This window comes from Bacillus sp. FJAT-22090 (genome assembly GCF_007676755.1).
GTDB lineage: Bacteria > Bacillota > Bacilli > Bacillales_A > Planococcaceae > Psychrobacillus.
In genome coordinates this window covers 54,711-74,287 of the sequence record NZ_VEBK01000007.1, presented here as the reverse complement: position 1 = coordinate 74,287, position 19,577 = coordinate 54,711, and the positions used below count along the sequence as shown (strand labels likewise).

The following is a 19,577-nucleotide window of genomic DNA, read 5'->3' as shown; positions in this document are numbered from 1 at the left end:
TCTCATTACAAGAGATTCACTTAATAATAATTATCATTAAAAATTAATTATTATATAAGACGAATGGTATAAAGAAGAACTCTATTATAATAACAATTATATAGAAGGATAGCGAGAACACATTGACCCGGTTTGCAAGTGCTAGAAGAAGTAAACAATAGACTAGTTGAAATGGAAACCACCAAAAAACGTAAGGGAATGTAGATTCTTGAGTTTGGAGCAAGTAGCTAGATCCAAAACCGTAAAACGTAATTTTAAAAGCACAAATGATTAAAATGAGTTTTCGCAAATAACGATGCTGATAAAATAAAAAAAAGATAACAGCAATCATGAGGTGCGGGAAAAGGGTTTCAAGAAAAGTAGGCTGTTCTAATAATAGAACACGTGCGTCCAAGAGATTAATAATCCATTGCTGCTGTTCTGGAGTACTTTTTTCAAAGAGATATAATCCACCGATAAAACTAAAAACTAGTACGCATAATGAAATGAAAATAGTATAAGACTGGTTCAAGTTGGAACACCTCCCTATCTATTTTCATCATATGCTTGTACTAACTTAAATCATGCTTCTTTCAAATAGTTTTTTATCCAAAGACATGCAAAGGCAGTTTTAGCGTCATATATTTGATTAGCGGAAACCATAGATTCCATTTCCTCTATAGAAACATGCATCAATTCGACAAATTCATCTTCGTCTAAATCTGCTTTCTCTTCCAATTTCATCACGTTTTCTGCCAAATATAAATGAATAACTTCATCGGCAAATCCTGGAGAAGTAGCGAATGACTGAATATATTGAAGCTTACTTGTCGTATATCCCGTTTCTTCTTCCAATTCCCTTAGCGCAGTTTCTTCAGGCGGTTCACCAGGCTCTATTTTACCAGCTGGGATTTCAATAATAGAGCGTTCAAGTGCTTTTCGATATTGCTCGACTAATATAATCTTCTTGTCATCAGTAATCGCAATAATTGCTACAGCACCAGGATGCTTTACAATCTCTCTTTTGCCTTTTTCCCCATTTGGGAGTAGTACTTCATCTACCTGGAGGGTAATAATTCTTCCTTTGTATTTTAGCTCTGTTTGGATTGTTTTTTCTTCGAATTTATTCATTTGTAACTTCCTTTCATTTGAATGTGTCTGATACTCATTGTAACATGGAGAAAAGGACGTGATGAATGTTGAAAAAAAGACAATTGGGGAAAAGTGAATTATTCATCTCTGAGATAGGTTTAGGCTGTATGTCACTACCAACTGATCAAATAGAGGCAAATAAAATTATTCAAGTCGCTATAGATAACGGCATAAATTATTTTGATACGGCTGATTTGTACAACAAAGGGGAAAATGAAAAAATCGTCGGGAATGCGTTAAAAAATAACCGTCAAAACATTATTCTAACAACAAAAGTAGGTAATCGACTAAACGAGTCAGGAGAAGGTTGGTCTTGGGATCCTTCAAAGAAATGGATAACTTCTGCCGTCCATCAATCATTAACGCGTCTTCAAACAGATTATATTGATGTGTATCAATTACATGGCGGAACAATGGAAGATGATGTCGAGGAAGTAATTGATACGATGGAATCGTTAAAAAAAGAAGGACTTGTACGTGAATATGGCATTTCTTCAATTCGTCCCAACGTAATCGAGCGATTTTTAACGAAAAGCAATGCTGTTTCTGTCATGATGCAATACAGTTTACTAGACAGAAGACCAGAGGAATGGCTGTCATTGTTAGAAAGACATAATGTTTCATTATTAAGCCGCGGGACTTTGGCAAAAGGATTATTAACTGTAGACGGGCAAATACGAGCGAACAAATCAGAAGAATATTTGTCCTATTCCAAAGCTGAATTACTGCAAACAATCGAAAAGTTACAAGTATTAGATGCCCCTATTACTTCCGTAGCGCTTCAATATGCATTACAAACAAAGGTTATGGGATCGACGATTGTGGGAGCAAGTAGCACGGAGCAACTTACGGAAACGATCGAAGCCTATCATATGCAAGTTTCTAATGATATTCTACTAGATGCCGAGAAGATCACGAAACAAGATTATTATACAGAACATAGAGCTTAAAGGAGATTTATGAATGTGGAAGCAAAATGCATAAGGTACCACCATTTTGGAAACCCCCAAGATGTATTACAAATTGAAACGAAAAGCATACAATCTCCAAAAGATAATGAGATCCTTGTTCGTATGGTAGCCCGTCCGATTAACCCCTCTGATTTGATACCAGTTAGAGGGGCCTATTCCCACCGCATTTCTTTACCTACAATTCCTGGTTATGAGGGGGTTGGCATTGTCACGGATGTCGGTCCTTCTGTATCTCAAGATCTTATAGGCAAACGAGTTTTACCTTTGCGAGGCGAAGGAACTTGGCAGGAATTTGTAAAAACATCTGCGGAAATTGCCGTCCCTATCCCAAATGATATCGATGATTTTACTGCTGCACAAATGTATATAAACCCGATTACGGCATGGGTAATTTGTACGGAACAGTTAGATTTAAAGCCAAATGATGTACTTTTGGTAAATGCGTGTGGTTCTGCGATTGGACATATTTTTGCCCAACTTTCCAAAGTGAATGGCTTTCGATTAATAGCTATTACAAGAAATAGCAATTATACAAAAGACTTATTGGCTTTTGGTGCTTCTTACGTAATTGATACATCCGTACAACCAATATATGAAACTGTTATGGAACTTACAAACGGACGCGGGGCTAAAGCTGCTATAGATTCTATCGGAGGCTCTGCAGGTACAGATTTAGCTTTTTGTGTGAATCCTACTGGTAGCTTTATAACAATTGGTCTTTTATCGGGGATTCAAGTAGATTGGGCGGCTATTGCACATAAAGCAAAAGTACAGGCAAAAATATTTCACTTACGTCATTGGAATAGCAATGTATCGGCGGAAAAGTGGCAAGAAACTTTCAATGGTTTAATCACTCTTATACAAGAAAATAGATTAACATTAATGACGACCGATTCTCATTTTGATATGTTAAATGTCCATGATGCCGTGCGCGTTGTAGAATTATCTCAAAATAGGAATGGGAAAGTATTTTTAACCAGTTGAAGTATGGGTTAGCGGAAATTAATTGCCGAAGTGAAGTAAGTTGCGATTTGCGCTTGTTCATGTAAAGCCTGTCCTTTTTATAACGGACAGGCTTCACATGAACAATCTATTCAATGCCTACAACAAGCTGCTTACATTATCCAAACTCTTTATAAGAATCGGTAATTCTCCTAAATCCTCGACAACGAATTTCGACTTAAACGAATTCCATTGCTCATCTTTTTTCCAAATGCTTATCATCCCAACAAGTTCGGAAGCTTTCACATCGTTTTCTGGATGGTCACCGACAAATACACTTTCATCGGGAGCTACATGGAGACGCTCTAGTGCTCTCTCAAAAATTTCACGATTAGGTTTCTTTACTCCTTCTGTTTCCGAAACTAAAATAGTTTTAAAATAATGTTTTATATCCAATGCTTCAATATTATCCATCTGAAACTGTCCAAACCCATTTGTAATAATTCCTAAAGCAAAATTGTGTTTTCGCAATTCTTCTAACATATTATGGAGATTTGGAAAAGGAACACAGTGATGCTTGAATTCTGCTTTATAATCTTCTAATAGAAACTCCCAATCTATTTGATCAATATGGAATTCTTCCACCAACTGTTGATATACTATATCTTTCCACACATATCCTCTACTATCCAATTCGATAAATCTCGTTATATATTTCTCTTTTGGTATATGACCTAACCATTTATAAAGTCGTTCATATTGGTACTTGATGAAGTGCTTCAATGATGTATCACGATCCAGTAATGTTCCGTCTAAATCAAATATTATTGCTTGAATCATCAGTTATCTCCTCTATTAACTTTATTTAATCATTCCAAAAAAGTTAGATTGCGCACACACAATAATAAGCATACCGATAAATAACAATTCGCTTAATGTATAAATATACTCCTTCCGATTTATAGCATATTTCCACTCCATAAAAGCACGAACTAATTCATCCAGTACTAAATAAATCATTAATATACTCAAAAAGTACCACGGACTATTTGTTAATTCAGGTGATTCTATCTGCCGCATAGTAAAAATAATATAAATTATGAGAAAGGTAATTCGCAGTATCCCCTCTATTTTTTTATGGAGTTTATTTACAAACTTAGCGGAAAATAAACTTCTCTTTTCCACTTTCAGTACCTTTGCCATGATTGTATTAAAAATAAATATTAATACAAATAGAGAAAAAACGAACAGAGCAATCATTCCCCACGCCATTTAAAGTTCCCTCCCATTTGTATTGGTTATTTTTATCTGTTTATTCAGTGTATCATAACGTTTTGCGTTTTTCTCGAGTAATTCAATCAATTCATGTATATACTTGGATATACTATATTTGAGGTGGAAGTTATAATGGATGTATGAAATGAAAAACAAGGAGTGATCCAATTGGTTACAAAAGTTAGTCAATGGGGAAATAGTTTAGGTGTCCGGATTCCTAAGTCAATTGCAGACAAGCTAGGCATTAAAGAAGGATCTGAGATGAATATGTATGCTGATGACAATATAATCACATTAGAACCAGTAAAAACACGATATACACTGGAGGAATTAGTTTCACAAATAACAGATGAAAACAGACATTCATCGGTTGATACTGGGGAACCGATGGGAGACGAATTAATTTGAGCTACATTCCAGAAAGAGGAGACATTGTAACATTAAACTTTAATACGCAAAAAGGCTCCGAACAGGCGGGACATAGACCAGCAATCGTTATATCTCCAAAAGCATATAACCGTGCAACGGGGTTAGTTATTGTTTGTCCAATTACGAATAAACAAAAAGGATATGCGTATGAAGTGAAATTGCCAGCTACATCCCCCGTTACTGGTGTTATTTTATCGGATCAACTTAAAAGCATGGATATAAAAGCAATATCAGTGAAACTGAAAGAAGCACTATCCAGCAACGAAGATTTACAAATCGTCATCGAAGAATGCTTGGCGAAGATTAAAACATTGGTAAATTAAAACCACTTCCCGATTATTAAAGGAAGTGGTTTTTAGTAATTTTATTTAATTTTATTAACTACAATTTCTTCATCCACAACATCTATATGGACCTTTTCAATTGTCTCTTCTTCCAAAATAAGATCTGTTAATGGATCTTCAATTTTGTCTTGAATCACTCTGCGAAGCGGTCGAGCACCAAATCGTTTATCGTAACCAAGTTTGACTAATGCTATTTTTGCTTCCGAAGAAATTGTCATGTCTATATTATTTTCTGTAATTGTTCCTCGTAGATCTTCAAGCATTAAGTCTATGATTTCAAGTAAATTTTCTTCTGTTAATTCATTGAATTCCACAATCGCATCGAAACGGTTGAGAAATTCTGGCTTGAAATATGCCCCTAGTGATTCAAGCATAGTGACGGATTCATGTGTTACTTGATTGAAACCCATACTTACTTTTTTATCGCCTGTCCCTGCATTACTCGTCATAATGATGACAGTATCTTTGAAGCTGACTGTTCTGCCATGTGAATCCGTCAATCTACCATCTTCCATTATTTGCAGGAACATATTTTGCACATCAGGATGTGCCTTTTCAATTTCATCTAGCAGTAAAATAGAATAAGGATTACGGCGAACATGTTCTGTTAATTGGCCGGCTTCTTCATGTCCTACATAGCCTGGAGGGGAACCTATAATTTTAGATACTGAATGTTTCTCCATATATTCACTCATATCAAGACGGATTAATGTATCGCGTGAACCAAATAGTTCCTCCGCAAGCACTTTTGTAATCTCAGTTTTACCAACACCTGTTGGACCGACAAATAAGAATGAACCAATTGGGCGATCTTTAGATTTAAGTCCAGCACGGCTACGACGAATCGCTTTGGCAATTTTATCGACCGCATCTTCTTGGCCAATTACTTTTTTGCCTAGATTTTCTGCAATTCCTTTCATTTTCGCTTGTTCCGCCGCTTGTAGTTTTGTCACAGGAATTCCTGTTTTTTCTTCTACTATCAATTCGATCTCTGCAACTGTCACTTCTACTTGGGGGCTGTCGCCATTTTGTTTAGCTTGTTCTAGCTGTTTACGCAACTGGATCTCCTCAAAGCGTAAATTTGCAGCTGTTTCGTAATCTTCTTTTTCAGCAGCTTGTTCTTTTTGTTGAATGACTTCGTTAAGTCGTGATCCTATGGACTCCGAATCGGCTGATATATGTGTCAGATTTAAACGTGCACCTACCTCGTCCATCAAGTCGATAGCTTTGTCTGGTAAAAATCGATCTTGAATATACCGCTGCGATAAAGTAACAACAGCTTGAATTGCCTCATCCGGATAATGTACTTCATGGAAGTTTTCATAACGATCCTTAATACCATGTAGAATATGAATCGTATCTTCAGCAGATGGTTCTTTCACTAAAATAGGTTGGAATCTACGCTCGAGCGCCGCATCTTTTTCGATTTGACGATATTCTTTCAATGTGGTTGCACCGATAAGCTGCATCTCCCCGCGAGCTAAAGCAGGCTTTAGAATATTACCTGCGTCCATTTTTGATCCTTCGGCTGTTCCCGCTCCAACGAGTAAATGAATTTCATCAATAAATAAAATTATATCTTTTCGTGTTTGAAGTTCATCGATTAACTGTTTCATTCGCTCTTCGAATTGTCCACGGATTCCAGTGTTCGTTACGAGTGAAGCGACATCTAATAAGTACACTTGTTTGTTCATCAATTTCACAGGTACATCACCATCGAGGATTTTCACTGCAAGTCCTTCGGCAATGGCTGTTTTACCAACACCCGGTTCACCAATTAAAACAGGATTATTTTTATTTCTTCTATTTAACGTTTCAATTACGCGCTTTACTTCTTGATCACGCCCAATGACCGGATCAATCCGACCTTCTTTAGCGTCATTCGATAAATTTTTACCAAGTTGATCCAATAAACTATTACCTTGCTGTTCCGCAGATTGTCTCGTTTGTGTTCGTGCTTGGTGACTACCATTGGCTTGAGACAAATGCTCGGCATCTTTACTAAATATCGGAGTCTTACCTGCAGTCAATTGTCCTTGAATATCTTGAAAACAAGCATTACAAAGGTTCATTTGTATTCCTTGCTGATTTAGTTGGATTCTCAAACTCATCGTTGCTTCGTTTTTATTACAATGTTGACATTTCATAAATATGTCCTCCTTCAAATAATCATTTGACTTTGACTATCTTTAACCTTTGATTTTAGTATACACTGACCTTTTTTGACTTTCAATTAATATGCTCGGATTTTTCTATGTGAGTTTAGTAACGTCTTATTTGCTAATCTAATAATGAGTTCACATTATCAACTTATTGTGAATTTAATAGGCTATGTTGAAGTTATAGGAAAACGGAAAGCGATTTGAGCAAAAAAAAAGCAAATGCTTATCTTAGCAAGTGTTGATGGAACATAGGAAACAGCGGATAAGTTAAGGCTAAGAGACTATGCATTCTAAATAAAAAGTGCACATAAAAATGAGCTGGGAAATGTATCCCCAAGCTCATTTCATTTTGATGTCCATTTTTTTCTAACGCACTCGTTACTTTAAGTAAATACTTTCACATACTTATCATTTTTCTACTAAATACAACTCAATATCCAAATGTGTCTCCTTTTTTCAAATTTAAGATATTATTGTTAATCGAGACCGTGCTGTTATTTTCCCATTCCACTTCAACTTGTTCTACCCTGTGTTGATAATAAATTCGTTTTTTAGACCACAGTGGTCCATTTAATTCTCCCCTCACTCCAAATGAACCTGCTGCTCCTACGTCAAAACGATAAAAATCAATTGTATAATTATCTTCAGGAGAACTTACCGTCTTTATATGTTTATTTTCGTCCATTGATGAAAACAAAAGTGTGAATGATAATATCAAAAAAAGTGCGATAGATGTCAATGATGATAGAATTATTGTTAACCAACTTTGTGTTTTAGTTCGCCAGTTTCTTTTATCTTTAAAACCTATAATTCCTAAAACAAAGGCTAACAAACTAATCATAAGTAAAATATAATTTGGAGGTGCAAATAACCAGGTGTTATTAATATTAGAATACAATGAGTAGACTGCTAAACCTAAGCAAACAATTATTAAATAAAAAGACCACAAATTATATCTTTTTCCCACAAAAATTCCCCCTTGTAATTCTTGTCTTTCATCTTGTGCTAACCTACGTTTGTTAGTTTAAGTGTAAACGTTCATAAACTTGTTCTTAGTTTAACATAAATATCCAGTAGAGGTGAATTCAATCAGATTTAGTGCACGTGTCACCATACCATTTCACTATAAATCAACCTTTACCTTTAACATAGCCATTTAACAATAGTTTCTTGCCTGTTTTTGTGGACTGAATATATTTATCCAACAAAAAAAACAGTTTAGAAATCCCTATATTGGATCTCTAAACTGTTTGTAAATCATCTAAAACTTAGAACCACCATATCCGTGTTCATCTAGTAGTTCAGCAAATGTTTTATTTTTTTCTTTTTGCTTTTTTTCAAATGCAAGCTGAGCTTGTCTTTCTTCTTCTTTTTCTTGCTCTTCTGCTACCAGTTGTTTCTTCGTTTCCTTAAGCTTCGCTAGCACATCTGATGAAAGCTGATCAAATAGACCATTTCCTTCTTCTTTTGAAGCTACAGGTTTTACTTGTTGTTGTCTTTGTTTTTTCTTTGCCAATTTGTTCACCTACTTTATTTGCGTTTAACGATAGTTGCTACTCCTTGCCCGCCACCGATACAAAGTGTTGCAAGTCCTGTTTTTGCATCTTTTTTCTCCATTTCATGAAGTAAAGAAACAAAAATACGTGCACCACTTGCACCAATTGGGTGGCCTAATGCTATAGCTCCACCATTTACATTTAGTTTATCATGATCAAATGAAAGTTCTCTATCCACCGCAATCGATTGTGCAGCAAATGCTTCATTTGCTTCGATTAAATCGATATCTTCAAGCGTAATATTTGATTTGTTTAAAACTTTTTTCACAGCCTCTACTGGTCCAATTCCCATTACACTTGGATCTACTCCAGCCGCTGCATTTGCTACGATTGTCGCTAATGGTTTAATCCCCAGTTCATCTGCTTTCGTTCTAGACATAACAACTACAGCTGCTGCACCGTCATTAATACCCGATGCATTTCCTGCTGTAACAGACCCATCTTTTTTGAATGCTGGACGAAGCCCGCTTAACTTTTCTTGTGTAGATCCTTTTTTCGGATATTCATCCTTATCAAATACGATTGGATCGCCCTTACGTTGTGGAATTTCTACTGGAACGATTTCTTCTGCAAACTTGCCTTCTTCGATTGCCTTTGCAGCACGGGCTTGAGAGCGCGCTGAAAATGCATCTTGTTCTTCTCTTGTAATATTGTATTGATCACATAGATTTTCGGCTGTAATTCCCATATGATAATCATTAAATGCACACCATAAGCCATCTGAGATCATGCTATCTACCACTTTTTGATCCCCCATACGGAAGCCTTCTCTAGCATTCTTTAATAGATAAGGAGCTTGACTCATATTTTCCATCCCACCAGCAACGATGACATCCGCATCTCCTGCGATAATGGCTTGTGTTGCTAAATGGATAGCTTTTAGCCCAGATCCACACACTTTATTAATAGTAAGTGCTGGCACAGATACGGATAATCCTGCTTGGATTGAAGCTTGTCTTGCTGGATTTTGCCCTAATCCTGCTTGTAGAACATTTCCCATAATCACTTCATCCACCGCATCTTTTGAAACTCCAGCTTTTTCTAGCGCTTTTTCAATTACAATCGCACCCAACTTTGTCGCAGGTACATCTTTTAATGCCCCTTGAAATGAACCAATTGCAGTTCTTACCGCACTTACAATTACTACTTCGTTTGTCAAAGTCATTTCCTCCTCATATTCCCCTGTCATTACAGTAACTTATGACTTTAATCTTAATTTCTGAAAATAAGATTAAAAGTTGCTTGTTTAACCATCCATTCCTTACAATAGAGATGGAGGGATGATTATGTTTAGTTTACCAAAAAAAGTGACAATTATCGAGGTAGGTCCAAGAGACGGGCTACAAAATGAAAAAAATGAAGTACCAACAGAGGTAAAATTAGCGTTTATTGAGAAGTTACAGGTAGCTGGTGTCGAAGAAATGGAGCTGACTTCTTTCGTATCACCGAAGTGGGTGCCTCAAATGAAAGACGCAAAAGAAATTGTGGGATGTGCAAAAAAAGTTGGCAGACAATTTGTGTTAACACCTAACGCGAAAGGCGTGGAACTTGCCAAAGAAGCAAATGCTAGTAGCTTTGCTGTATTTGTAGGTGTATCTAACACATTTAATAAAAAAAATATTAACAAAACAACCGAAGAAAGTATGCATGAATTGAAACCAATTGTGGAAAAATTACTAGTAGAAGGACATTTTGTACGTGCGTGTATCTCCACCGCTTTCTATTGTCCATATGAAGGAAAAATAGAACCAGCCAAAGTGCTAGAATTATGCAGTGAATTTGTCTCGTGGGGTGTAGATGAATTAAGTGTTGCAGATACAATTGGGATGGCAAATCCACAAGAAAGCTACATGCTATTTGAAGCATTAAAAAAAGAATTTCCAAATACACTAATTACAGCTCATTTCCATGATACAAGAAAAATGGGGGTAGCAAATATTTTTTCAGCACTTCAAGCAGGGGTTGATCGATTTGACACTTCCGCAGGCGGTTTAGGGGGTTGTCCTTTTGCTCCAGGAGCAACCGGAAATGTAGCAACTGAAGATGTTGTGAATATGCTAAAACAAATGGATATTGAAACGAATATCAACCTAGACACATTGATACAAGCGGTAGATATCATTGCACCGTATGCAACTAGGCCAATTGAAACGGGTATGTATAGACTATCCAAAAGCAAGTAGGAGTTGAGGCTATGAAAAAAAGAGTCATCATTTGGACGAGTATTTTTACAAGTGTTATTTCGGCCCTAGCCACCGTTTTCGGTTTTTTTGTAACAAACAAGCTTATGTATATGAAGAAAAAAGAAAATGACTTCATATTAAATCGTGAAATTACATCCAAACGTTTAGATGAGGCATGGTTTAATGCGGTAAATAAAACAGAGCAGTGGATTGAATCTAAAAATGGATATTCCTTAAAAGCTATTTTTGTAGAGCCTTTGCAAACAAATAATTACGTCATTATTTGTCATGGCGTGACTGAAAATAAAATAAACTCTTTACGTTTTGTTCGCATGTTTGAAAGGCTTGGTTTTAACAGCGTCGTGTATGATCACCGTCGCCATGGTGATTCGGGAGGAAAAACAACTAGTTTTGGGTTTTATGAAAAAATTGACTTGCAGTCTATTGTAGAAGTGGTACGAGAGCGTGTTGGTGAAAGTGCCATTATTGGAATTCATGGTGAATCGATGGGTGCGGCAACTATGCTACTATATGCAGGCTCTATAAAAGATGACGCAGATTTCTATATTTCTGATTGTTCTTTTTCCGATTTTGAAGAGCAGGTTTCCAATATTATTAAGCAAACAACGCCTTTACGCTCTGGTTTACCAATTCGATTTGCTAATTTATTTTTAAAAATGCGGGATGGTTACACTTTAAATCTTGTTTCACCGATTGATGTAGTAGATAAAATTGAAAAGCCAGTATTATTTATTCACAGCTTACAAGATGACTTTATTCTTCCTAAAATGACCGAGGAATTATATGAGAAGAAAAAAGGTCCAAAAACATTAAAATTATTTGATGTTGGTGTTCATGCTAAATCATTTAACGAAAATAGTGAGGAATATGAGCAAGTTGTGGCAGATTTTCTCATGCAAAACAATTTACTAAATAAATAATAAAAGCACTCAAAAATGAGTGCTTTTATTATTTATTTTGCATTTTATTCATTTGATTCATCATTTGTTTTACTTGTTTTTCAGAAGGCTTACGTCCCATTTGTGCCATCATCATTCGAAGCATTTGTTCATTGATAGGTGGATTTTCTTTTAGGTATTTCATCATATATTGACGTGCCGCAAAAAATCCAATTGCTGCACCACCGATTAACGCAACGATTACAATAATAATCCAAATCCATGTTTCCATGATTTCTCCTCCTTTACGTTCTTGTCTACGTGTACAAGACACCACTGAAAATTATACTATATATTCCCTATGCATACTATATAAATTAAAATAAAAAAGCAATTCAAATACTTTTTGTCTAGAAGTATTTGAATTGCCTTTATTCACTTCTTATTTTTGAAGTAGGTTCTTCATTTTAGAAACAACATTTTCAACAGAGAAACCGTATTCTTTCATCACAACTTCACCTGGTGCACTAGCACCGAATTGATCGATTGCTATAACATCTCCGTCAAAACCAATATAACGATGCCATCCTAATGAGGATCCCATTTCAATAGCTAATCGTTTTGTTAAATTGGACGGTAATACAGATTGTTTGTATGCTGCGTCTTGTTTCTCAAACAAATCCCATGATGGCATAGATACAACAGAAACTTGGATACCTTCAACTGCAAGTTCCTTTTGAGCTTCAACTGCAAGGCTAACTTCAGATCCTGTAGCAAGTAAAATTGCTTCCGCATTTGCATTTGGAGAAACTACATAAGCCCCTTTTGAAACCCCTTCACTAGCCTGTTCTACAGAACCTTTAAGAGTTGGTAGGTTTTGTCTAGATAGAACTAATACTGTTGGGTGGTCTCCTGCAGAAACTGCTAACTTCCATGCCTCTGCTGTTTCATTTGCATCCGCTGGACGAATTACAGATAAGCCTGGCATCGCACGTAAAGAAGCTAAATGCTCGATTGGTTCATGTGTTGGTCCATCTTCTCCTACAGCAATACTATCGTGTGTAAATACATAAGTTACAGGTAAGCCCATAAGTGCAGATAAACGAATTGCTGGTCTTACATAATCGCTAAATACGAAGAATGTTCCACCGAAAACGTTTAATCCACCATGTAGAGCCATGCCGTTTAAAGCTGCACCCATAGCAAATTCACGTACACCGAACCAAATGTTTTTTCCAGCATAATTTTCTGCAGAGAAGTCTCCCGCATTTTTCATTGTCGTCTTGTTAGAGCCCGCTAAGTCTGCACTTCCTCCGAAAAATGATGGAAGATTTTGAGCAATTGCATTAATTGCATCCCCAGAGGCAGAGCGAGTCGCATGAGATGTACCTTCTTCATACGTCTTCAATGCATCCGCAAAATTCTCAGGTAATTTACCACTAATTGCTTGTTTAAGAGTTGTAGCTAGCTCTGGAAATGCTTCTTCATATGCACTAAACTTTTCATTCCAAGCAGACTCTTCTGTTACTCCTTGACGCTCTGAAGCTTGTTTGAAAGTTTCATACACTTCTTCAGGTACATGGAAGTCTCCTTCAAAAGCCCATTCATATGCAGCTTTTGCTAATAAAGTTTCTTCTTTGCCAAGTGGCATACCATGTGCATCAGATTTTCCTGCTCTATTTGGAGAGCCAAAACCGATAACCGTTTTTACTTCAATAATAGTTGGTTTATCATTTTGTACTTTTGCTTTTTCTATTGCAGCTGAAATTTCAGCGATATTATTTCCATCTTTAACCAAAATATAGTTCCAACCATATGATTCAAAGCGTTTTTCGATTTTCTCAGAAAATGATTTATTTAGATCACCATCTAAAGAAATATCATTACTATCGTATAAAACGATTAGTTTATCTAATTGCAAGTGACCCGCTAAAGAAATTGCCTCTGCAGCGACACCTTCCATTAAATCTCCATCTCCACATAAAGCATACGTATAGTGATCTATGATTGAATGGTCTTCTTTATTGTAAGTTGCAGCTAAATGAGCTTCTGCCATAGCCATTCCTACCGCCATCGCGATACCTTGACCAAGTGGTCCAGTTGTAGCTTCAACCCCTGCAGTGTGACCGTACTCTGGATGTCCTGGAGTTTTAGAATCCCACTGTCTGAAGTTTTTAACTTCTTCCATTGGTAGGTCATACCCTCCAAGATGGAGTAGACTGTAAAGTAGCATAGAACCATGGCCTGCAGATAAAACAAAACGGTCACGATTAAACCAATTTGGATTGTTAGGGTTATGACGTAGATGTTTCGTCCATAATGTATAGGCCATCGGAGCTGCTCCCATTGGAAGACCTGGGTGTCCTGAATTCGCATTATCAATTGCATCAATTGATAAAGTACGAATTGTATTAATTGCTAATAAATCTGCTTGTAAAGACATGAATGACATCCTCTCGAACAAAAATTTTTTCCTGCATTAAGGCAGTAAAACCCCAACAAATCAATATGGGAAGATGAAGTCCACTAATAATTGAAGTTCAACTTTTCTATACTTCTAGTTTAGACAACAATGTATCTATTATCAATGGTTTCTAAAATGATTAATTAATTCAGAAATTTACCCTTTTTTGCTTGTTGTACTTTCTCAGGTGTTACATCATTGCCTTCTGGATCAATAATTTTTACACTTTCAATTGTATCTCTCATGGTTGAACGAAACGTTTCTAAATATTCTTTTCTAAGAGCGCTTTGTTCTTTTGCTTCTTCTATCGATAAACCACTTGTTTTTGATTTTTTAGAGAGTTCGCTGATTCGTGCTAATTTTTCTTTACTTAACATACATTTCATCCTTTCCTTATATACCTTCTATAAAGGTAAGGAAAAAACACACAGAGTGCAAGTCTTTACACTCCATGTGTTTCAATAAATTCAATATATCTGCGATGAATAGTCGCTTTACTAATTTCTATGCCAAGTCCTTTTAAGGTTGCAGCTATTTCTTCATAAGTTAACCCTGCATTTCGCAACCTAACGATTTCATCAACAGGAACATCGATTCGTTCTCTACCTTCGGGATTTCCTTGCATTTTCAAATTTTTTTCCGGTCGATAGCCTTGGGATACCGCTCGTTTCATACCACGTTTAATCTTAGCATTATGAAGCTTTCGTTGATATTCCTCTACAATCGCTAATATATCTAAAAGCATGGAATCCATTTCATTTAAATTTAAAATTCCTTTGTCTTGCAAAGTATATACAGATGTATTTGTTTTTTGCAGCAAATGTAAAACAGCCATGCGACCATTCCCCCGCCCGATTCGAGTTTCATCTTGTACAAAAATCGCTTTGATCTCTTGGTCTTTTACGTATGTAAGTAAATCTAGTAATCCTTCGCGCTGGATATCATACCCGCTATGTTGATCTGTAAAAACTTCAGACACATAGTAACCTTGCTTTTGAGCAAATTCTACTAGTTCTTCTTCTTGTCTTTTTAAAGATGATTCTTGTGTTTCTTTTTCCGTGCTAACACGGCAATAAATTACTGCTTTCATTTATCATCGCCTGCCATCTCAGTTCCATTATTGAAATGAAAATTAACTTTTACCTCAGGAATAAGAAGTGTCTCTCCTGCTTTTATATGAGAGGTTGGCAAATTATTCATCACCATTACTTTATTTATCCATGCGTCCTTTGATTCATCTTCTGCAAATTTATCAGCAAGTTTCCATAAAGAATCTCCTTGTTCTATTCTAATTTGATAATCTTCCTCTGTCGAGAATGTATTTGAGATAATAAATGTCATAAGAAACAAGACACTTAACCCTAAAAATAAAGTAATAAAATAATTTTCTTTTAACCAAGTCATGTTAAGTCCCCCTAATAAGAATGCGTGTTCGGAATGTATGTTCTAATAATAATACGAACACTTGTTTTTTGTCAACAATTATTAGAACCTATGTTTGCATAATACAAAATAGACTGTTATACTATTAGTAAGAAATAACTTAATAGAAAAATTCTTATTTAAAAGAGGTGAACTCATTGAAAAAAGCATCTAAGAGACAAGAAGATATTTTAGCTTTTATTAAAGAAGAAGTTCGAAAAAAAGGATATCCACCTTCCGTACGCGAAATAGGCGAAGCTGTAGGGCTTGCTTCTAGTTCTACAGTACATGGCCATTTAGCAAGACTTGAAAGTAAAGGATTAATAAGAAGAGATCCAACAAAGCCTCGTGCAATCGAAATACTTGATGGAATCGATTCTCCAGCAGAAAAACAAGGTGTCGTTCACGTTCCACTTGTAGGAAAAGTAACGGCCGGACTACCTATTACAGCAATTGAAAATATAGAGGAGTTCTTCCCGCTTCCAGAAACGTTTGGCACCTCTGATGACAACTTATTTATGTTAGAGATTATGGGTAATAGTATGATTGAAGCTGGTATTTTAAATGGTGATTATGTTGTCGTAAAACAGCAACAGTCTGCTAATAATGGAGATATTGTAGTAGCCATGACCGAAGAAGATGAAGCAACCGTCAAACGTTTTTTCAAGGAAAAGACTTATTTTCGTTTACAACCCGAAAATTCAACGATGGAACCGATCATCGTGAACCAAGTTTCTATTCTTGGAAAAGTAGTTGGAGTATATCGACATATACAATGATATTTGTGTTAACTTGACTAAACTTACTAATTTTTGTATGATTATGTAGAGCCGATATCATATTTCAATGAAAAGTGGACATTTTCATTGAAATCATCGAAAAACCCATTCATCTTTTAGATGAATGGGTTTTGTTTTGTGACATCACACTTTCCTATTCTTGAATCTCTATCTCTTCTCCATTTAAGATTAAACGATAGGATATGTCAGCTTTCAAAGAGGCAGAGACAGCACAATACTTTTCTTCTCCAAGTTTAATGGCACGGATAACTTTTTTCGCATCTATATTTCCTTTTACGTCAAACAATAAATCTGCTGCCGTAAACGCGGTTGGTAATTCTTCGCGACGTGATCCAACTACTGTTATTTCTATCGATTCTATATTATCTAGATGCGGTTTTAAAATCATTGTAACATCGATACCGATACATCCAGCAAGCGAACTTAATAACATTTCAGTCGGTGTTGGTGCTTGTCCCTCTCCCCCGTAATTTGGTGTTGCGTCCATAGACATTGGATAACCCGAAGGACCTTTCGCTTCAAAAGCTCGTCCACCTTGCCATATTGCTTTTACTTCCATTTTTCTCTTCCTTTCATTTAAAATTCATTTACTTTTGCTAAAAACCTTTGTGCACGTTCTGTCGAAGGGTGTGTGAAAAAAGTTTTAGGTTGCGCATCTTCCACTATTTTGCCATCTGCCATAAATAAAATACGGTCTGCAACATCTTGGGCAAACCTCATCTCATGAGTCACAATGACCATTGTCATGCCCTCATCTGCTAATTCCTTCATAACCTTTAAGACTTCTCCTACGAGTTCTGGATCTAAAGCGGATGTAGGTTCATCAAATAGCATAATTTTCGGTTCCATTGCAAGTGCTCTTGCAATTGCAACTCGTTGTTGCTGCCCTCCGGATAATCTAGAAGGATATTCATTTTCTTTTTCTTGTAAACCAACACGCTTCAATAATTGACTAGCAATCGATTTAGCTTTTTCCTTCGAAAGCTTTTTAACAATAATTATCGCTTCCATTACGTTTTCGACAACCGTTTTATGCGGGTAAAGGTTAAACTGTTGGAAAACCATTCCCGTATCCTGACGTATTGCATGAATTGTTTTTTGACGTACTTTCTTTGAGTCTGTCGCTTTTAATAAATGATTATTAACAGAGATTTCTCCACCTGTAATCGTCTCTAATCCATTTAAACAACGTAAGAAAGTACTTTTTCCAGAACCACTTGGGCCAATAACTGCTACTACTTGATGAGCTGGAATCGTCAATGAAATTTGTTTTAATACTTCATGCTGATCAAAGCTTTTAGATAATTCATTTGCCTGAATCATTGGGCTCCCCCTTAATAGATAGATAATCGTTTCTCTAATTTATTCAAAACAAATGTAAATACAGTGCTCATAATCCAATACATGACCGCTATGGACAAGTAAAACGGCATATATACATAATATTGGGCTACTAATAACTGGGCAGAACGCATTAATTCGGTAACTGCAATAACAGAAACCAAGGAAGTTTCTTTAAGCATTCCAACAAACGTATTTCCTAGCGGTGGTATAGCAATACGAATCGCCTGGGGAATAACGATTCGTTTTATAGCCTGAGATTCTGTCATACCAGTTGCAAGAGCAGCTTCTGTTTGCCCAACCGGCACAGCTTGAATGGCCCCGCGGAAAGCTTCCGAAACATATGCCCCAATGTTAATACTTAGCGCAATATAGGCAGCTGTTAATGCTCCTAGTTCAATACCATAATCTACAAGACCAAAGTATACGATGACAATTTGAACAAGTGGCGGTGTTCCTCGAATGATAGATACATACACTCTCGCTATAGCACGAAAGAAACGATTGCCCTTTAACCGAGCAATCGCTGTAATTAATCCAATAATCAAGCCGAAAAACATAGATACCACTGTAATTAATAAAGTATAGTATGCCCCTTTTAATAAAAAAGGCAGATTATCAATTACTATATCCATGTATTCTCCCTACTTTCTTTACTCAGCATCTGGCTCTTCATCAAACCATTTTACGAAGATTTCATTATACCTACCATCTTGTTTCATTTCTTCCAAGGCTTTGTTCAACGCATCGAGTAGTTCTGTATTGCCTTTTTTCACAGCTACAGCAGCTTTATCCGATTTTATAGGGCCACCAACAGCTTTCACTTTAAATCCGTTTTCTTCTATAATTGGTTTCAATGCATATACATTATTAATTGTTGCGTCTACACGTCCTGCGTCTAAATCTTTTAATGTGGTAATCACATCATCGTACGTATTTATTTGAAAGTCTCCAACTTTTGGCATTAAATCATTTCGTAAGAAAGCTTCATCATTTGTTCCTAATCCTACACCGATTTTTTTCCCTTTAAAATCATCTACTGTTTGAATCGTTGTATTATCATCTTTTACAATAACTTTTACCTCATTTGTGATATAAGGTTCTGTAAAATCAATTTGTTTTTGACGTTCCTCTGTAATGGTTACTTGGCTAACTAAAATATCAAATTTTCCTTTTTGCAGACTAGGGATTAAACCAGAAAATTCTTGTGCGACAAAGCTTGCTTTTACATCCAGACGTTTTGCTAATTCTTTCGCTATATCTACGTCAAAGCCATCATATTCTTTGTCTTTATTCATAAAATTATAAGGTGCATATGTCCCCATGATCCCAACTACTATTTCCCCTTTATCTTGGATTGCTTTTAAAGGATCCTCATTGCTCTCTTTTTTCGTTTTATTTCCACACGCTGCCAAAACTAAAGCTGCAGCAATAATCAGAGCAAATAACAACTTACCTTTTTTCATTACTTTTCCTCCTTCTTTTTAACACTAAACAATAAATAACCATTTAATATTTTTGTGTCTCTAACATCCTTTTCCTCTACATTAAAACGTTAACCAATTAAATCCTATTAGTTTACTATCCATTAGTCAACTATCCTTACTTATTCAGATTTTTTCATCAAATATGATCTTTTAGTGAGTATAGTTACTATT

24 protein-coding genes are annotated in these 19,577 nt (G+C 36.0%); 7 read left to right on the top strand and 17 right to left on the bottom strand.

Annotated features, from left to right (window positions below; translation table 11 throughout):
* Positions 1-43: 43 nt before the first annotated feature.
* Both FS486_RS10490 and FS486_RS10485 read right to left on the bottom strand, forming a co-directional pair.
* Positions 44-511 (bottom strand): hypothetical protein, encoded by a 468-nt coding sequence (locus FS486_RS10490; RefSeq protein WP_144511290.1) that lies wholly within the window; start codon positions 509-511, stop codon positions 44-46.
* Positions 512-561: 50 nt separating this feature from the next.
* Complete coding sequence (locus FS486_RS10485; RefSeq protein ID WP_144511289.1) at positions 562-1,110, bottom strand: NUDIX hydrolase; 549 nt, start codon at positions 1,108-1,110, stop codon at positions 562-564.
* Between the two features lie 68 nt (positions 1,111-1,178).
* On the opposite strand from FS486_RS10485, the gene FS486_RS10480 reads away from it, so the two are divergent.
* Together FS486_RS10480 and FS486_RS10475 are read left to right on the top strand one after the other, a co-directional pair.
* A complete protein-coding gene (locus FS486_RS10480; protein ID WP_144511391.1) occupies positions 1,179-2,081 on the top strand; it encodes an aldo/keto reductase in 903 nt (300 codons plus the stop codon).
* Positions 2,082-2,096: 15 nt separating this feature from the next.
* On the top strand, positions 2,097-3,086 hold the full coding sequence (locus FS486_RS10475) for a zinc-dependent alcohol dehydrogenase family protein (RefSeq protein WP_144511288.1): 990 nt from the start codon (positions 2,097-2,099) through the stop codon (positions 3,084-3,086).
* 117 nt (positions 3,087-3,203) lie between these two features.
* On the opposite strand, the gene FS486_RS10470 is transcribed toward FS486_RS10475, so the two are convergent.
* Both FS486_RS10470 and FS486_RS10465 read right to left on the bottom strand, forming a co-directional pair.
* Positions 3,204-3,884: an HAD family hydrolase gene (locus FS486_RS10470; protein WP_144511287.1), complete on the bottom strand. Its 681-nt coding sequence runs from the start codon at positions 3,882-3,884 to the stop codon at positions 3,204-3,206.
* A 21-nt stretch (positions 3,885-3,905) separates the two neighbouring features.
* Positions 3,906-4,316, bottom strand: coding sequence for a DUF4181 domain-containing protein (locus tag FS486_RS10465; protein WP_144511286.1), 411 nt, complete (start codon positions 4,314-4,316; stop codon positions 3,906-3,908).
* Between the two features lie 171 nt (positions 4,317-4,487).
* On the opposite strand from FS486_RS10465, the gene FS486_RS10460 reads away from it, so the two are divergent.
* Entirely contained in the window at positions 4,488-4,727 is a 240-nt protein-coding gene (locus FS486_RS10460) for an AbrB/MazE/SpoVT family DNA-binding domain-containing protein (protein ID WP_395940850.1), read from the top strand.
* Positions 4,724-5,071: a type II toxin-antitoxin system PemK/MazF family toxin gene (locus tag FS486_RS10455; protein ID WP_144511284.1), complete on the top strand. Its 348-nt coding sequence runs from the start codon at positions 4,724-4,726 to the stop codon at positions 5,069-5,071. Before FS486_RS10460 ends, FS486_RS10455 begins: the two co-directional genes overlap by 4 nt.
* Before the next feature lie 41 nt (positions 5,072-5,112).
* Here FS486_RS10455 and FS486_RS10450 read toward each other — a convergent pair whose 3' ends face one another.
* The 4 genes from FS486_RS10450 to FS486_RS10435 all read right to left on the bottom strand — a co-directional run bounded on the left by FS486_RS10450 (position 5,113) and on the right by FS486_RS10435 (position 9,969).
* A complete protein-coding gene (locus FS486_RS10450; protein ID WP_144511283.1) occupies positions 5,113-7,239 on the bottom strand; it encodes an ATP-dependent Clp protease ATP-binding subunit in 2,127 nt (708 codons plus the stop codon).
* A gap of 445 nt (positions 7,240-7,684) precedes the next feature.
* Positions 7,685-8,221: a DUF5412 family protein gene (locus FS486_RS10445; RefSeq protein ID WP_144511282.1), complete on the bottom strand. Its 537-nt coding sequence runs from the start codon at positions 8,219-8,221 to the stop codon at positions 7,685-7,687.
* 294 nt (positions 8,222-8,515) lie between these two features.
* Positions 8,516-8,770 (bottom strand): YqkE family protein, encoded by a 255-nt coding sequence (locus FS486_RS10440; protein WP_144511281.1) that lies wholly within the window; start codon positions 8,768-8,770, stop codon positions 8,516-8,518.
* 14 nt (positions 8,771-8,784) lie between these two features.
* On the bottom strand, positions 8,785-9,969 hold the full coding sequence (locus FS486_RS10435; protein ID WP_395940848.1) for an acetyl-CoA C-acetyltransferase: 1,185 nt from the start codon (positions 9,967-9,969) through the stop codon (positions 8,785-8,787).
* Positions 9,970-10,096: 127 nt separating this feature from the next.
* On the opposite strand from FS486_RS10435, the gene FS486_RS10430 reads away from it, so the two are divergent.
* A complete protein-coding gene (locus tag FS486_RS10430) occupies positions 10,097-10,993 on the top strand; it encodes a hydroxymethylglutaryl-CoA lyase (protein WP_144511279.1) in 897 nt (298 codons plus the stop codon).
* An 11-nt stretch (positions 10,994-11,004) separates the two neighbouring features.
* Positions 11,005-11,934, top strand: coding sequence for an alpha/beta hydrolase (locus FS486_RS10425; RefSeq protein ID WP_144511278.1), 930 nt, complete (start codon positions 11,005-11,007; stop codon positions 11,932-11,934).
* 28 nt (positions 11,935-11,962) lie between these two features.
* On the opposite strand, the gene FS486_RS10420 is transcribed toward FS486_RS10425, so the two are convergent.
* The 5 genes from FS486_RS10420 to yneA all read right to left on the bottom strand — a co-directional run bounded on the left by FS486_RS10420 (position 11,963) and on the right by yneA (position 15,760).
* On the bottom strand, positions 11,963-12,184 hold the full coding sequence (locus FS486_RS10420; RefSeq protein ID WP_144511277.1) for a YneF family protein: 222 nt from the start codon (positions 12,182-12,184) through the stop codon (positions 11,963-11,965).
* Between the two features lie 150 nt (positions 12,185-12,334).
* The gene (tkt, locus tag FS486_RS10415; RefSeq protein WP_144511276.1) at positions 12,335-14,335 is read right to left on the bottom strand and encodes a transketolase; all 2,001 of its coding nucleotides are present in this window, start codon (positions 14,333-14,335) and stop codon (positions 12,335-12,337) included.
* A 164-nt stretch (positions 14,336-14,499) separates the two neighbouring features.
* Complete coding sequence (locus FS486_RS10410) at positions 14,500-14,733, bottom strand: DUF896 domain-containing protein (protein WP_144511275.1); 234 nt, start codon at positions 14,731-14,733, stop codon at positions 14,500-14,502.
* A 65-nt stretch (positions 14,734-14,798) separates the two neighbouring features.
* Positions 14,799-15,446, bottom strand: a complete 648-nt coding sequence (locus tag FS486_RS10405) for a YneB family resolvase-like protein (protein ID WP_144511274.1) — start codon at positions 15,444-15,446, stop codon at positions 14,799-14,801.
* Complete coding sequence (gene yneA / locus FS486_RS10400) at positions 15,443-15,760, bottom strand: cell division suppressor protein YneA (protein ID WP_144511273.1); 318 nt, start codon at positions 15,758-15,760, stop codon at positions 15,443-15,445. Before yneA ends, FS486_RS10405 begins: the two co-directional genes overlap by 4 nt.
* A gap of 176 nt (positions 15,761-15,936) precedes the next feature.
* Between yneA and lexA the strand changes: the two genes are divergently transcribed.
* Positions 15,937-16,557 carry a transcriptional repressor LexA gene (gene lexA / locus FS486_RS10395; RefSeq protein WP_144511272.1) on the top strand — a complete coding sequence of 207 codons (621 nt, stop codon included), beginning with the start codon at positions 15,937-15,939 and terminating at the stop codon, positions 16,555-16,557.
* Positions 16,558-16,711: 154 nt separating this feature from the next.
* On the opposite strand, the gene FS486_RS10390 is transcribed toward lexA, so the two are convergent.
* From FS486_RS10390 to FS486_RS10375, 4 genes are read right to left on the bottom strand one after another with little or no spacing between them, the layout of a single operon-like run.
* Positions 16,712-17,137 carry an OsmC family protein gene (locus FS486_RS10390; protein WP_144511271.1) on the bottom strand — a complete coding sequence of 142 codons (426 nt, stop codon included), beginning with the start codon at positions 17,135-17,137 and terminating at the stop codon, positions 16,712-16,714.
* A gap of 17 nt (positions 17,138-17,154) precedes the next feature.
* Positions 17,155-17,901: an amino acid ABC transporter ATP-binding protein gene (locus FS486_RS10385; RefSeq protein ID WP_144511270.1), complete on the bottom strand. Its 747-nt coding sequence runs from the start codon at positions 17,899-17,901 to the stop codon at positions 17,155-17,157.
* An 11-nt stretch (positions 17,902-17,912) separates the two neighbouring features.
* The gene (locus tag FS486_RS10380) at positions 17,913-18,554 is read right to left on the bottom strand and encodes an amino acid ABC transporter permease (protein ID WP_144511269.1); all 642 of its coding nucleotides are present in this window, start codon (positions 18,552-18,554) and stop codon (positions 17,913-17,915) included.
* An 18-nt stretch (positions 18,555-18,572) separates the two neighbouring features.
* Positions 18,573-19,385 carry a substrate-binding periplasmic protein gene (locus FS486_RS10375; RefSeq protein ID WP_144511268.1) on the bottom strand — a complete coding sequence of 271 codons (813 nt, stop codon included), beginning with the start codon at positions 19,383-19,385 and terminating at the stop codon, positions 18,573-18,575.
* Between the last annotated feature and the right edge of the window lie 192 nt (positions 19,386-19,577).

Excerpts from the sequence above, each read along its gene's own strand:
- FS486_RS10485 (WP_144511289.1), bottom strand. The coding sequence starts at position 1,110 with ATGAATAAATTCGAAGAAAAAACAATCCAAACAGAGCTAAAATACAAA.
- FS486_RS10390 (WP_144511271.1), bottom strand. The coding sequence starts at position 17,137 with ATGGAAGTAAAAGCAATATGGCAAGGTGGACGAGCTTTTGAAGCGAAA.
- tkt (WP_144511276.1), bottom strand. The coding sequence starts at position 14,335 with ATGTCTTTACAAGCAGATTTATTAGCAATTAATACAATTCGTACTTTA.
- yneA (WP_144511273.1), bottom strand. The coding sequence starts at position 15,760 with ATGACTTGGTTAAAAGAAAATTATTTTATTACTTTATTTTTAGGGTTA.
- FS486_RS10410 (WP_144511275.1), bottom strand. The coding sequence starts at position 14,733 with ATGTTAAGTAAAGAAAAATTAGCACGAATCAGCGAACTCTCTAAAAAA.
- FS486_RS10420 (WP_144511277.1), bottom strand. The coding sequence starts at position 12,184 with ATGGAAACATGGATTTGGATTATTATTGTAATCGTTGCGTTAATCGGT.
- FS486_RS10405 (WP_144511274.1), bottom strand. The coding sequence starts at position 15,446 with ATGAAAGCAGTAATTTATTGCCGTGTTAGCACGGAAAAAGAAACACAA.
- FS486_RS10385 (WP_144511270.1), bottom strand. The coding sequence starts at position 17,901 with ATGATTCAGGCAAATGAATTATCTAAAAGCTTTGATCAGCATGAAGTA.
- FS486_RS10470 (WP_144511287.1), bottom strand. The coding sequence starts at position 3,884 with ATGATTCAAGCAATAATATTTGATTTAGACGGAACATTACTGGATCGT.
- FS486_RS10375 (WP_144511268.1), bottom strand. The coding sequence starts at position 19,385 with ATGAAAAAAGGTAAGTTGTTATTTGCTCTGATTATTGCTGCAGCTTTA.
- FS486_RS10450 (WP_144511283.1), bottom strand. The coding sequence starts at position 7,239 with ATGAAATGTCAACATTGTAATAAAAACGAAGCAACGATGAGTTTGAGA.
- FS486_RS10380 (WP_144511269.1), bottom strand. The coding sequence starts at position 18,554 with ATGGATATAGTAATTGATAATCTGCCTTTTTTATTAAAAGGGGCATAC.
- FS486_RS10425 (WP_144511278.1), top strand. The coding sequence starts at position 11,005 with ATGAAAAAAAGAGTCATCATTTGGACGAGTATTTTTACAAGTGTTATT.
- FS486_RS10465 (WP_144511286.1), bottom strand. The coding sequence starts at position 4,316 with ATGGCGTGGGGAATGATTGCTCTGTTCGTTTTTTCTCTATTTGTATTA.
- FS486_RS10430 (WP_144511279.1), top strand. The coding sequence starts at position 10,097 with ATGTTTAGTTTACCAAAAAAAGTGACAATTATCGAGGTAGGTCCAAGA.